The sequence below is a fragment of the Thalassoglobus neptunius genome (assembly GCF_007859735.1).
Lineage (GTDB): Bacteria > Planctomycetota > Planctomycetia > Planctomycetales > Planctomycetaceae > Thalassoglobus > Thalassoglobus neptunius.
Map to the genome: position 1 here is coordinate 1,677,454 of NZ_SIHI01000001.1, position 12,787 is coordinate 1,690,240.

A 12,787-nucleotide genomic window follows, 5' to 3' on the forward strand; every position below is an offset into this window, starting at 1 on the left:
CTTGCTGTCAGCCCGGTCTACACATCACAGGTCAACTCTCAAACAACGATTGAGAGTTTCTCATCATTTGCGAAAGCCGACACTGAACCGACTCGACACCGAAAACTCTAAGTCATCGACTGCAGTGTCCGGAGTTCTTTCGGAAGCTGAAAAGTGACGCTCTCTTCCCGCGTCGTGATTTCTTCCACTTCCGCCCCGTAGTTGTCGACCAGATAGTTCAAACAATCCTGCACGACAACTTCCGGTGCACTCGCTCCGGCGGTGATGAGGACCGTCTCCACTCCCTCAAACCATTCCGCACGCAATTCTGCTTTTCCATCGATGAGATGAGCAGCCGTGCCTTCCGCCAACCCAATTTCCATCAGCCGACGACTGTTGGAACTGTTCTGACTTCCCAGCACGATGACAAGATCGACCTGTTCGACAAGCTGCCGAACAGCATGTTGTCGATTGGTGGTCGCATAGCAGATGTCTTCTTTCGGAGGAGACTCGATGCTCGGAAATTTCTCTTTGAGCGCCTGGATCACAACGCCAGCTTCCTCAACGCTCAACGTCGTTTGAGTCAGATAGACGATCTTGTCTTCATCCGTAAACGGAAGTTCCTGCACTTCTTCGGGCGTCTCGATGAGAGTGATGCTTTCGGGAGCTTCTCCCATCGTCCCGATTACTTCGTCATGCCCCTCGTGCCCGATCAAAATGATGTTGTATTGAGCCTTCGCATACTTCACCGCTTCCAGATGCACTTTCGTGACGAGCGGACAGGTCGCATCAATCGTCCGCAAATCGCGTTGACGTGCTTTGTCTCGAATCTCCGGCGAGACCCCGTGTGCGCTGTACAATAAAATGGCTCCACGCGGAACCGATTCGATGTCGTCGACGAAGGTCACACCCTGTTGAGTGAATCGATCCACGACGTATCGGTTGTGAACAATCTCGTGGTAGACGAAAATGTCCGGACCGAATGCCTTGATGCATTCATCAAGACATTCAATTGCCATGTTGACACCCGCACAAAAGCCACGGGGATTCGCCAGCAGGATCTTCATGGAAATGCTTTCCGAAACGAATTTCAATTCGACTTGTTGTTGACTGCGCCCGATCGTAAAACCGAAGTCTACCCCGTAAGTTCACATGGAATCCAGTGCGGAGCTTTCAGAGTGTCGACGGAACAGTGCAATTCCCGGCGAGTCATTGCCAGACCGACCTCGTCCGCTCGCAACACCTTCCCACCGCAGCACAAGCGCTCAGCTCACTTCCTTCCCGCTCACTTTTCTCTGCCAAACGATAAAACGGAGAAACCATGCATCAAACAAGATTGATCGCACTCCTTCTGAGTGCCCTCTGCTGTCACACCGAAGCGTTTGGACAAACGGAGTCGACACCGCCAGTCCCAACGGAATCCGCGGATGGGTTCGTCTCTCTTTTCGACGGAAAAAGCCTGAACGGATGGCAAGGAGCGAAAGACGTTTATTACGTCCTGGACGGCTTACTTCACTCTGTTTCCGATCAATCAGGAAACCTCGAAACCATCACCGATTACGGCGACTTCATCCTGCGTTTTGAATTTCGCCTGACCTCAGGAGCGAATAACGGAATCGGATTGCGGGTCCCGCCCGGTCAACACGCTGCGACGCAGGGAATGGAAATCCAACTGATCGACGATTCCAACGACTTTGCGAAAAAGCTGAAACCCTATCAGACACACGGCTCCGTGTATGGACTCATCCCGGCGAAACAGGGATTCCTGAAACCGGTCGGGGAATGGAACGAATTCGAAGTTCGGTGTGTCGGCTCGCAAGTCACCGTGATCACCAACGGAACCATTGTCGTTGATGGAGACGTGAAAAAAGCTTACGCCGAAGGTCCCCTCGACGACCGCGAGCATCCCGGCATCGACCGACAATCCGGCCGAATCGCTCTTCTCGGCCACAAGTCTGAAGTCGCATTTCGAAACATCCGGGTCAAAGAACTCACTTCGGCAGAAAACGAAGCTGCGCCGATCGGTGAGTAACTTTCCCGCTGCAGAAATCTACTTCATTTGAGATCGGCACCAGTCGATCATCTTCATTTCATCGTCGATGTAGACATTCGAAACTTCCAGGGCTCCCTGTTCCCGTCGAATGAAGCCAGACTCAGACTTCTCCTGCAGGCGAATCACCGACTCGTCTCCAACAGCAAAGATCCCATTGCGGTAGTGACGAATCGATCCATCCGGAGGAATTTCTGCGATTTCGAGGACTCCAATCTCCTGGCGTTCTCCGTCGACAACAACGTAAGTGGCCCCATTTTCTTCGATCTGCAAGTCTAAGGATTCCTCGGGAAGGATGACCTCTGGATGAAGGAAGTAAGTTTTGTCCGGGTCGCGAATCACTAACCGTCGATGTTCATCGAGCCCGAATCGTCCGCGACGGGTCAGATACATTTGGTCGTCGGAGTCTTTCAGCACGAACAGACCGGGGCCGTTGATGCGTACGTCAAATCGGCTCCCCGTCATTTTCTTCAAACCTTGGGAGAAGTCGTAACTCTCCACGAGGGAAATCGTGTCTTCCATTCCATCGGTTGAAACTTCAACAAATCTCGGCATCACCCGGCAATAGCCAAACGTCGACGAGAGAAGGCAATTCCGCTGATGAATTTCGATCGCTGCCTGCAAAACATCGTTGAGCGAGCCCGTTTCAGAAGCGGGGTTCGCAACCGGTTCCGAAGCGTCAACAACGGGTTGTTGAAGCATCGCATCCAGTTCATCTCCGCCGAGTCCCGGAATTGGGGTTCCCACCATTTTCCACATTCTCAGGACTCCCGTCGCATCTTCGACGGACATTTCCTGAAGCGACTCGAACCAAACCTCCCGCTGTGACTCTGGCAAATCAGGAAGTTCTTCCTTGATCATGTTCCGCAGCTGTGAATCTTTGGCATCATCGATCGGATTCGATTCCAAAGGAGTCGCTTCCGGAATCGCCAATGGCTGCGGAGCTGGGGTTTCTGGCTGAAACTGCACTCCAATCGTCGTATCCCCGTCGGAAACAACGTCCATCTCCGAGGTCGTCATTGCGATGGCATTGGCGAGCGGGGAACACTGCTCCTCCAGTTCGCCGATCGACTCAAACACAGAACTTGTCGAGGCTGGCGGAGAGGAAATTTGAGGGATCGAATGATCATCACTCTCGAACGATTCAAGCAAATAGTAGGGGGCCCCAGCCGCAGGGGGGCCCAGATCGTACGACATCCCGAAGGGAAGCGATTCCTGGACCTTCGTCAGGGGCTTGGGCTGCCCCGGATCGTTCCAAAGCGTGAAGTGACCGAGAATAACCCCAATCACAATGCCGAACACCGTACCGGAAAGAAAAGTCGTCTGGTGGGTGCTCATGACGGCCTCCTTGCTGCCACGAGAGGGTAAAAATGGGTAATCTATGCGATCCTGAGATCAACCAAGACCGATTCTCCAGCACGTTGCCGGAGCGAATTCTCGCTCAGTCTCGGTTTCGAGCGGTCTGAGACCGTAAGTCATTCGGGAAATTACCGCAAGATGAGAGATTTACAGCGGAATCAAATCTCGGTCGGTTGACCTTTTTCCGAGTGATCGGGAGCATTCTCGCTCACTCACCACTCTTTGATGCCTCCATCCCGGAAGTCAGAGAATCAAATTCGGACTGGGAACTTATCCTATCGTCGGGGAAGGAATTGCGCATGTCACAGCACGAAATCTACCAGAATCCATTGAACACACGATATGCCTCCGCAGCGATGAGCGGAATCTGGTCAGCGCAAACAAAGCACAGCACCTGGCGAAAATTGTGGATCGCGTTGGCCGAAGCCCAGCAGGAACTCGGACTCGAAATCACCGACACGCAACTCGCGGAATTAAAGCAGCACGCGGAGAATATCGATTTCGAAGCTGCCGCGCGATACGAAAAACAATTCCGCCACGATGTGATGGCTCACGTCCACGCTTACAAGGACGTCTGCCCGACCGCCGGTGGAATTTTGCATCTCGGAGCAACGTCATGCTTTGTGACCGACAACTCCGAACTCATTCAGATTCGGTCAAGTCTTGAGCTGATTCGCAAACGGCTCGTCCGGGTCATCGACGCACTGTCCACCTTCTGCAGCGAATACCGTGACCTCCCCTGTCTCGGGCTCACACATCTTCAACCGGCACAGCCCACAACCGTTGGCAAGCGGGCAACTCTCTGGTGCCAGGATCTTGTCCTCGATCTTGAAGAAATCGAACACCGTCTCGAAACGCTCAAGTTTCGCGGAGTGAAAGGAACGACCGGAACTCAAGCGACGTTCCTGGCTCTCTTCAACGGCGATCATGCGAAAGTCCGCCAACTCGATGCACTTGTCTCACAGAAAATGGGATTCCAGTCGACTTACCCCGTCACCGGCCAGACTTACTCCAGAAAGATCGATGCACAAGTCCTCGCCGCACTCTCCGGGATCGGCCAATCTGCTCACAAGGCGGGGAGCGATTTGAGGCTTCTACAAAGCTGGAAAGAAGTCGAAGAGCCGAAGGAAGAGAAACAGATCGGCTCGTCCGCGATGGCATACAAATTCAATCCGATGCGATCCGAACGAATCTGTGCTCTTTCGCGCTTCGCAATCAGCCTGACTGCAAACGGAGATCAAACCGCTGCCGTCCAATGGATGGAACGGACGCTCGACGATAGTGCCAATCGGCGGCTTTCCCTTCCGCAGGCATTTCTCGCCATCGATGCTGTCCTCATCATCTATCAAAACGTTGCCGAAGGCTTGCGTGTCTACCCGAAAGTCATTTCGCGACGCTTGAACGAAGTGCTGCCGTTCATGGCGACGGAAGAAATCCTCATGGCAGGCGTCAAAGCGGGCGGAGACCGTCAGGAACTCCACGAACAAATCCGCATCCACAGCGTCGAATCCGATAGACAGGTTAAAGAGTTCGGGAAAGAACACGACTTGATCGAACGACTGGAAAAAGACGAGTTGTTCGCAAACATCGACCTCTCCGCAACTCTCGATGCACGCAGATATATCGGTCGCGCCCCGGAACAGGTCGACGAGTTCATCTCCGAAGTCATCACGCCAATCAGAAACAAGTACGCCAGCGATCTTGGAGGCCAAGCCGAAGAACTCAAGGTCTGACGCGCCTGACGGAATTCCGAATGCCAACTCGTGCAATTGCGTAGCCCGGTTGAGTTCTGCTGGCAAATTGAATTAGATTAAAATCGACCGATTCGATCCTTCACAAAGAGACAGTCGATTCTATGTTGCGAGCCAGCCTTCTCTCGTTCCTGTTCCTCATCATTTGGACGCTCCCTGCTCTTTCAGACACGATCACTTATCGTGATGAAGAGGGCGAGGAAGTGACGATCGAAGCCAGAATCGCCGGCGAAGGCCTCGGATTTCAGGCTCTTGAGCGACGGGATGGCCAGCTGCAAATCGTTCCGAACGCAGCCGTCACCGCCCGGGAACCAACAGACCCGCCTCCTCCGATTGACGAGGAAGGAATGGTCGAACTCTTCCAGAAACGCTTCGGAACAGAACTCGTCCGAACGGACATCGAGAAAAACTTCGTTGTCGCGTTGATTCTCAGTTCACCCATTGAACGCTCATCAGAATCCCAGGCGAGCGGTTTCCTCCGAAAAGCCAGTTCGTTCATGCGACGCGTGGACGCAACGTTTCTCCGCTACGCGCGATCCAAACGGATTTCGGTCCACGAACCACGCTTTCCGATGGTCCTTCTCATTTTCGAATCCGACGACGACTTCAACTCCTACGCCGAAGAAGCGACCGGCGGACGAGGACTCTCTGCAGAAAACATCCTCGGCTTCTACTCCCCCATCACAAACTGGCTCGCCGTCCGAATGAGCAGCTGTGATACATTCGAAGTTCCACTTCACGAAGCCATTCACCTGCAGATGTATAACCGAGTTTTTCAACGACTGGCCCCCATTCCGAAATGGTTCGACGAAGGAATCGCCACCGGTTTTGAAGGAAACGGCGACCGCATCAACATCTCCCCTTCGAAAGTCAACAGCCGATATGCCCGGCAAGCGATGACCCGCTCCGGTCAACTCTCATGGGCATCGGTGATTCGCGACGACGGAGCATTCACCGCCGATATTCTCGCCGGCGAAGCATACACCATGGCCTGGTGCATGCACTGGATGTTGGCAACGCGTCATGAAGATAAATACCGAGATTACGTTGAAGAACTAAGCCAGCGAAAGACTCTGGGAGAGATCGATTCCGACGAACGAATCGGCCGGTTCGAAGAGATCTTTGATGTTTCAGTCGACGAGTTACAACAGAGCTTTCCGAAATCGCTCCAGCTGGCAGCCAAGGTCCAAAAGATCAAACTCCAACAGCCTCGTCGGGACGGAATCGGCACCCGCACTCAATCACTCGGACAGGTCGAAATGCAAGCGGTCGCCACGTCGAACGCCGGGACTGCCATCGAAGCCTCAGGCACGCTCAAGAATCTCTCTCCACTGAGAACCATGACGTTCTACATCACGATGGAAACATCAGGCGGAACGTATGCAGACTGGCTAATCCCCAGCGTTGCCCCCAGCCGCTCCATCCAGCTTCCGAGACAGCGAGCAGCCAAGCTGTTTCGACCGAACATCCAACTCCCCCCCGGTTCCTACCAGGTCTTCATCCGCTCCGTTCCAGCTGACAGCCGCGAATCACAAGTTTGGGAGTCCGGCCAGGTCCCCGGCCCCCGTTTAGGAGGAGACTGATTATCATTCAAACCGACCAGAAAGCCCCCCCGACACGATTCCGGGAAGTTTTCACAAATTTCTATGGAAAACTGGGTCGACATTCTGAAAACGACCGATAGTATTCCTCACATGACGCGGGGTGGAGCAGCCCGGTAGCTCGCGAGGCTCATAACCTCGAGGTCGTCGGTTCGAATCCGGCCCCCGCCACTAAAACCCCAAGGTAGCAAATTCTGCGACCGTGGGGTTTTCTTTTGCGCTGAACCAGAGACACGCGAATCGATCCCCAATCTCCGCAACAGGTTGCGTTGCTCCCCAGATTCTCGAAGCGTCTCTGCCGAACTTATAGAGACATCTCTGTCGTCCGCGATCGGTTTCAAAGCGCCTCTCTCGCACCGAAAGTCTCTCTGCACTCACAGAGACAGAGCGTTCGGGTTATCAGCTCGTCCGGTTCGACACGCATGATTCGGCTTTTCGAATTCTCCTCCGAAATACTCCGACTGCCCGGTGATGAGAACAGCGGACAACGGAGACTTTTTCTGCATAAGTAACAAGAGACGCTGGTATTGGGCCATCGTCGATTTTATCTCTCCCTGAGCACCGGGAACTTAATGCAGGAACATGCTTCTCACCACAACCTCCGCGATCTCGTCGCCATTCTTGCCGACGGAGTTCGCCGTCACCGCAGGCTCTCAAAACGCTGCGATCGCAGCGTTTTGAGAGCCTGCGGTGACGGCGAACTCCGTCGGCAAGAATGGCGACGAGATCGCGGAGGTTGTGGTGAGAAGCATGTTCCTGCATTAAGTTCCCGGTGCTCAGGGAGAGATAAAATCGACGATGGCCCAATACCAGCGTCTCTCTTGTTACTTATGCAGAAAAAGTCTCCGTTGTCCGCTGTTCTCATCACCGGGCAGTCGGAGTATTTCGGAGGAGAATTCGAAAAGCCGAATCATGCGTGTCGAACCGGACGAGCTGATAACCCAAAGGCTTTGTCTCTGTGAGTGAAGAGAGACTTTCGGTGCGAGAGAGGCGCCTTGAAACGAATCGTCGGCGGCAGAGTTGTCTCTATAAGTTCGGCAGAGACGCTTCGAGAATCTGGGGAGCGACGCAAACTATTGCGGAGATTGGGGATCGAGTTGCGTGTCTCTGGTTGAGCGCAAAAGAAAACCCCACGGTCGCAGAATTTGCTACCTTGGGGTTTTAGTGGAGCGAAGCCAACCCTCTTCGAAATAGAAACAGAGACATTTCGAAAACGATTCATCTATAGCGGTCCGGAAAGTGGGGTTGGCTTCGGAGTAGTGAGTCAGACGGCTTTCGAGATTATTGCTTCGGGTTATGAGGTTGACTGGTGTCTGGCGTTACATCGACAATGTTCTTGCTTTTTCCCAATTTGAACGTCCCCAACAGGGATGTCTGCGAGTTTCATGCTGATTGAGTTCGTCGTCACGAGCGGTTTGCCGAGCTGCTTCGCTCATGATTCTTGGTGAGCCTTCAGATTTCATTTTCGAGATACCAACGTGATCCGCGGGGATGCCCGCGACATGACTCAGGGCCACGCGGAAGCCCAGGTCGTCATACTTGATCAAAGCAGCGTGATTGTAACGGAGTGCCGATCTGCAAAGAGAGGCAGCGCTCGTAGAAGCCTCTTCGAATACATCGAAGCGTTTTACGACACCATCAGAAAACACACAGCCCCAGGCTACAAAAGCCCCGTCCAGTTTCGACAAGTCACCTAACCCAAATCCCATACCCATTATCCTGGGAAATTTCACTATTGAACAGGAGGCGCAATCATGTTCCTTTTGGCAGTTTCACAGTTCAATTGCGACAGTCAGATGGTCTTGGAGGACTTCTTTGGAGGTTTGGTCGTTGAGCCTTTTGCGGGACCGGTTGTTGAGTAAGTTCGTGACGTCGTTAAGGGTGTTTGTGGAAAGCCTGGCGAAGTCGGTACCTTTCGGGAAGAACTGTCGGAGCAAGCCGTTGAAACTTTCGTTTCTGCCGCGTTCCCAAGCATGGTATAGTCGTGCGAAGTAAATGTCGATTCCGCAGTGTCGCGAGACCTGTCTGTGCTGGGCGAATTCTTTCCCATTGTCGAGCGTCATCGTTCGCCTGAGCGGTTGTGGAAGGGGGTCGAGGAGTCGCTGCATTTGTCTCGATACGTTTGGGCTTTGAACCGCCTGATGAGTCCCACCAGAGCGAAGCCGCTTTTACGTTCATTGAGAGTCACCAGCGCACTTCGTCGCCTTGCTCCCAAAACGGTGTCCCCTTCCCAATCGCCGTAGTGCTGTTTGGTGTCGACGACACTTGGGCGATCAGCGATGTGAGCTGCCGCCCGGAGTTTTCCACGCTGATCGCCTGGTTTCTCGCGTTTTCCGAACCGCAGAAATGATCGCCAGAAGACTCGGTTCGGCTGCCGATTGATCCAGCGATACACAGCCATGCAAGAGAACCATCGCTCTGGATAGTCATTGAATTAAATCCGAAAACGACCCGCAATTTGATCAGGAGACCAGAAATCGAAGAGTCCGTTCGTCATAAAGCACGGCACACCGGATCATCGAATTTGCGTTGACGTGGTCGCTGGGCGCGTCTCTGCTGTGCGAGGTGATGGGCCCGGTCGGGAAAATATTTGCCGTTGACGCTGTTGCGTTTGACTTCACGAAAAATCGTTGATCGATCGCGTCCTAAAGCGTGTGCGATGTCGTCTTTGGTGAAGCCGATTTTGAGGAGTTCTGCTATCCCTTGCAATCGATTTTGTAAGCTGCGTTCTCATCGCTGGAGTGTCCTTTCGACCAGCTTTTTTTGAAGACCAACTCGTCAAACACCCAGCGATGTTTCACTCAAGATCAATCCAAAATCAGTCGCATTTCAAACGTGAACCTGCCCTAAGCAACATTGTGGCTAGAGGCCATCCATCGCGATCGATCTAGGTCACCTAACAGGACGGTTTTTACGACAACGCCCTAAACAAAGCGAGCGAGTCTGAATTTCGACAAATTGTACTAACGCCAGCCCCCGTTGCCAAACAAAGGAGGTGTGCCGAAGGCCTAACCTTACTACCATGCTGGCCGACGCTGAATCACCGATAAAGTGAATAGAAACGAAACGGTTTCGGCCATTCTTCGCGAGGTTTGAACGCAATTGCGACCTCTTGGCCATCGAGAGCGGATTCCGTGATGACAACGCAATCGTCGTACGATTTAGCGGTCTCGAACTCTGTGTCGTTTACCTTGCAGATCGTTTTGTGGAAAGGACCGGACAGCCATTGCTCGATTTCGGGTGCGTCTTTGAATTTGAGATACGCCGCGAGTGAAGCGTGCGATGCACTAACAAGTGCAAATCCTGTCGGCACGGATTCACGAATGAGTATGTACATTTTCATCTAAGCGTTTCGCCTGCGTCGACTATCGGTTCTCATGACAACATCGTGTCGGAAAGTCCGGTCACCTCGGCATGGGGTGGTCACGATATTTCCGAAGGTCGCCATAATTAAAAAATTGTAGGAGTTGTAAAGACTCACTCACATTCCTGATTTAATAGTGAATTTTGTTTTTTCTAATGTGTTCTGTACCGTTTTCTACACACCAAGAAGAGCACCGGATTCGAAAACCGATAGTCAATCAGCGACCGAAAATTGAGTTGGATGCAAATAATACTTTCGAATGTCACTTACGGGGTTATAGGAAGTGAGTTCTTGCCTGATTACGTCAAAATAGGGAGTGAACGTGCCCCAAGGTATGAGGTTGCTTAAGGGGCACACTCGGGCTTGACAGCGAGATCGATGAGCTATGTCTGTCATGCAACCAACTCTTCGCGTATCTTCATCAACAGTGTCCCAAGGTGGTTCTCTCCAGTGCCCTTACAGACACCCCAGAAATGATCTCCCCAGGTGTTTCCTTCAATAATTTCGGCGTGACCAGTCGCAATTAGTTGTTCTTTAAGGTCAGGTACAGAAAATTTTTGTCGCAATAGATCTTCCATAATATGAAGTTTTATTGAATCCCAATCTTTTCGCTCTTTGAGTTTGCTGCCTAGTTTTTTTGCGTGACCAGCGGACTGCGATTCTTGAATTAACTGTCTTTCAAATCTGTCCGTAGTTTTCGACGCCTGATAGGCATGTTCGACAGACGGGTACGTTTCACGGTCAAGCACAACGCTTACAGCCCAGAAATTACTCAACCAACGATACTCACCCGAGAAACTCATGATGGTTTTCATTGTTGAATCTCGGTTGTGTCAATCTGTGATTACGATTTTCATGAATTTGATCGAAGCGGTGATGATTCTAATCGTTTTCGTGATTCAATTGACAACACAAAACAACTTGATTCACTTCAGTCTTCCAAGGACATGTGTAGACAATCGAGAGTTCGGTCGAAAGTTATTAGTACAAGGACGGAATCTCGTCACGCTCGTCTTCAACACTATTCAACCAAGTCTCCCCTCAAGATTTTTAAGATACTTGAGAAAGTTCACGTCCTTCAAGTCATTGTCGAACTGATGAGTGCCTTCCAAAGATACAAAAGTAAATTGTCCGTATCAAACAACACTCGTTCAAATCGACAACGATCTCAATGAGTGATTTTTCCGCCAAGAAGTTTCGCATTCGAGAAGTTTCGATCGCCTTGGCACTGCTCAACTGAAGAATCAAATCTGAAATGCCCCCAAAGTTTGAACCAGCCTTATGAGAGTTCGGGTTAGGTATGACCTGCTCCACTTTTCTGAGCCATTCCTTATGAGAAAATCAATGGCTTCCTCTGGCCAGGCTAGCCTGGCCAGAGGAAGCGAAATCTTTGGGGGCCAGGTTGGCCAAAGCGCTGTGGGGTCGATGTTCGTTGTAGTCAACGCGCCAAGCTTCTGTCTTCTTCTTCGCGTCGTCAAGCGACAAGAACCAATTTTCATTCAGACACTCTGCCCGCACGCTTCCGTTGAAGGATTCAATGAATGCGTTATCCGTGGGTTTTCCGGGTCTACTGAAGTCGAGTGTCACTCCATTGGCATACGCCCACTGGTCTAAAATTTTCGATGTGAACTCGGGACCGTTGTCCACACGAATCGTTTTTGGCAACGTGCGATCACAAGCCAAGTCCTCCAGGACTGAGACAACGTCCTTGCCTCGCATTCGCTGGCCAACCTCGATCGCAAGACTCTCACGAGTAAAGTGATCGACTATCGTCAACAGGCGAATCTGGCGGCCATCAAAGAGTTCGTCAGACATGAAATCCATCGCCCAGCAGTCGTTAATGCGAGTCGCCTCTGGTCGATCCGACCGTGTCCGGCAACTCACTCGACGCCTGGGAGTCCTGGTTCGCAGACTCAGCTTTTCTTCACGGTAGATCCGATACACTCGCTTCGCGTTCACCTCCCAACCTTCTCGACGCAGCAAAATATGAAGTCGCCGATATCCGTAGTGAACTCGAATGGCTGCCAACTCCTTTAATCGCATTCGTAGAGCGACCTGCTCATCCTTCGTGGATTGATATCGATGACTTGAACGAGCCAAGCCAACCAAAACGCAAGCACGTCGCTCACTGATTCGATAGCACGACTTGGCTCCTTCGACGCATTCACGAAGGCGGGCAGGCTTTATAGCTTTTTTGAAAGGACATCCTGTAAGATCTGCTTGTCCAAACTCAAGTCTGCCACCAATGACTTCAAACGCTTATTCTCTTCCTCCAAAGATTTCAAGCGGCGAAGCTCCTCCGTGCCGAGCCCAGCAAACTTCTTCTTCCAACGATAGAACGTCTGCTGGCTAATTCCCAGCTTGCGACAAACTTCTTCGACTGGCGTTCCACTTTCCGCCTGCTTGATGGCAAATGCAATCTGCTGATCGGTAAATTGACTCTTCTTCATGGTCATCTTTCTTCAAAATGGACGACCAGATTCTAACAAGAATTTTCTCACTTAGAATGGATCAGTTTTTTGGGCGCAGATTGCATTGTTGAAAACATCTCTGGAATCTGAGATGAGAATGCGCTAAAATCTGGTGATGAGTGATTCCCCACGAACGAATGTGTTGTTGGAAGTGGCAAAGCTGTCGCTTCGGATTGGACGCAAGTATGTCGAGCCGTATTCGCATGCGAAGA

At 51.8% G+C, this 12,787-nt stretch carries 12 protein-coding genes, 1 tRNA gene and 1 pseudogene; 6 read left to right on the top strand and 8 right to left on the bottom strand.

Features of this window, described 5'->3' with window-relative positions:
* Positions 1–107: 107 nt before the first annotated feature.
* The gene (ispH, locus tag KOR42_RS06720) at positions 108–1,046 is read right to left on the bottom strand and encodes a 4-hydroxy-3-methylbut-2-enyl diphosphate reductase (protein WP_146508175.1); all 939 of its coding nucleotides are present in this window, start codon (positions 1,044–1,046) and stop codon (positions 108–110) included.
* A gap of 254 nt (positions 1,047–1,300) precedes the next feature.
* Here ispH and KOR42_RS06725 point away from each other — a divergent pair, with 254 nt between their 5' ends.
* Positions 1,301–2,011, top strand: a complete 711-nt coding sequence (locus tag KOR42_RS06725; RefSeq protein ID WP_146508177.1) for a 3-keto-disaccharide hydrolase — start codon at positions 1,301–1,303, stop codon at positions 2,009–2,011.
* 18 nt (positions 2,012–2,029) lie between these two features.
* On the opposite strand, the gene KOR42_RS06730 is transcribed toward KOR42_RS06725, so the two are convergent.
* Positions 2,030–3,367, bottom strand: a complete 1,338-nt coding sequence (locus KOR42_RS06730) for a flagellar hook basal-body protein (RefSeq protein ID WP_146508179.1) — start codon at positions 3,365–3,367, stop codon at positions 2,030–2,032.
* A gap of 320 nt (positions 3,368–3,687) precedes the next feature.
* On the opposite strand from KOR42_RS06730, the gene purB reads away from it, so the two are divergent.
* The 5 genes from purB (at position 3,688) to KOR42_RS06755 (ending at position 8,437) form a co-directional block, all read left to right on the top strand.
* On the top strand, positions 3,688–5,121 hold the full coding sequence (gene purB, locus KOR42_RS06735) for an adenylosuccinate lyase (protein WP_146508181.1): 1,434 nt from the start codon (positions 3,688–3,690) through the stop codon (positions 5,119–5,121).
* A 122-nt stretch (positions 5,122–5,243) separates the two neighbouring features.
* Entirely contained in the window at positions 5,244–6,722 is a 1,479-nt protein-coding gene (locus tag KOR42_RS06740; protein ID WP_146508183.1) for a DUF1570 domain-containing protein, read from the top strand.
* Between the two features lie 115 nt (positions 6,723–6,837).
* A tRNA-Met gene (locus KOR42_RS06745) sits at positions 6,838–6,911 on the top strand.
* 356 nt (positions 6,912–7,267) lie between these two features.
* The gene (locus KOR42_RS06750; protein WP_146508185.1) at positions 7,268–7,702 is read left to right on the top strand and encodes a hypothetical protein; all 435 of its coding nucleotides are present in this window, start codon (positions 7,268–7,270) and stop codon (positions 7,700–7,702) included.
* A gap of 540 nt (positions 7,703–8,242) precedes the next feature.
* Entirely contained in the window at positions 8,243–8,437 is a 195-nt protein-coding gene (locus KOR42_RS06755; protein WP_146508187.1) for a hypothetical protein, read from the top strand.
* 75 nt (positions 8,438–8,512) lie between these two features.
* Here KOR42_RS06755 and KOR42_RS27805 read toward each other — a convergent pair whose 3' ends face one another.
* The 6 genes and pseudogenes from KOR42_RS27805 to KOR42_RS06790 all read right to left on the bottom strand — a co-directional run bounded on the left by KOR42_RS27805 (position 8,513) and on the right by KOR42_RS06790 (position 12,554).
* Positions 8,513–8,848: an IS30 family transposase gene (locus KOR42_RS27805; RefSeq protein ID WP_146508189.1), complete on the bottom strand. Its 336-nt coding sequence runs from the start codon at positions 8,846–8,848 to the stop codon at positions 8,513–8,515.
* Positions 8,800–9,141, bottom strand: coding sequence for a hypothetical protein (locus tag KOR42_RS06765; protein ID WP_146508190.1), 342 nt, complete (start codon positions 9,139–9,141; stop codon positions 8,800–8,802). The genes KOR42_RS27805 and KOR42_RS06765 overlap by 49 nt, the downstream gene beginning before the upstream one ends.
* 92 nt (positions 9,142–9,233) lie before the next feature.
* A pseudogene (locus KOR42_RS27810) lies at positions 9,234–9,452 on the bottom strand (helix-turn-helix domain-containing protein); the annotation flags it as partial.
* Positions 9,453–9,780: 328 nt separating this feature from the next.
* A complete protein-coding gene (locus tag KOR42_RS06780; RefSeq protein ID WP_146508196.1) occupies positions 9,781–10,083 on the bottom strand; it encodes a peptidyl-tRNA hydrolase in 303 nt (100 codons plus the stop codon).
* A 413-nt stretch (positions 10,084–10,496) separates the two neighbouring features.
* A complete protein-coding gene (locus KOR42_RS06785; RefSeq protein ID WP_197440929.1) occupies positions 10,497–10,919 on the bottom strand; it encodes an NADAR family protein in 423 nt (140 codons plus the stop codon).
* A 526-nt stretch (positions 10,920–11,445) separates the two neighbouring features.
* A protein-coding gene (locus KOR42_RS06790) for an IS3 family transposase (protein ID WP_146508198.1) occupies positions 11,446–12,554 on the bottom strand; the annotation gives its coding sequence in 2 pieces (ribosomal slippage) (positions 11,446–12,302 and positions 12,302–12,554; 1,110 coding nt in all).
* Positions 12,555–12,787 lie beyond the last annotated feature (233 nt).

Bases quoted from the DNA above. Each gene is read 5' to 3' on its own strand.
- ispH (WP_146508175.1), bottom strand. From the start codon at position 1,046: ATGAAGATCCTGCTGGCGAATCCCCGTGGCTTTTGTGCGGGTGTCAAC.
- KOR42_RS06725 (WP_146508177.1), top strand. From the start codon at position 1,301: ATGCATCAAACAAGATTGATCGCACTCCTTCTGAGTGCCCTCTGCTGT.
- KOR42_RS06730 (WP_146508179.1), bottom strand. From the start codon at position 3,367: ATGAGCACCCACCAGACGACTTTTCTTTCCGGTACGGTGTTCGGCATT.
- purB (WP_146508181.1), top strand. From the start codon at position 3,688: ATGTCACAGCACGAAATCTACCAGAATCCATTGAACACACGATATGCC.
- KOR42_RS06740 (WP_146508183.1), top strand. From the start codon at position 5,244: ATGTTGCGAGCCAGCCTTCTCTCGTTCCTGTTCCTCATCATTTGGACG.
- KOR42_RS06755 (WP_146508187.1), top strand. From the start codon at position 8,243: ATGACTCAGGGCCACGCGGAAGCCCAGGTCGTCATACTTGATCAAAGC.
- KOR42_RS27805 (WP_146508189.1), bottom strand. From the start codon at position 8,848: ATGCAGCGACTCCTCGACCCCCTTCCACAACCGCTCAGGCGAACGATG.
- KOR42_RS06765 (WP_146508190.1), bottom strand. From the start codon at position 9,141: ATGGCTGTGTATCGCTGGATCAATCGGCAGCCGAACCGAGTCTTCTGG.
- KOR42_RS06780 (WP_146508196.1), bottom strand. From the start codon at position 10,083: ATGAAAATGTACATACTCATTCGTGAATCCGTGCCGACAGGATTTGCA.
- KOR42_RS06785 (WP_197440929.1), bottom strand. From the start codon at position 10,919: ATGAAAACCATCATGAGTTTCTCGGGTGAGTATCGTTGGTTGAGTAAT.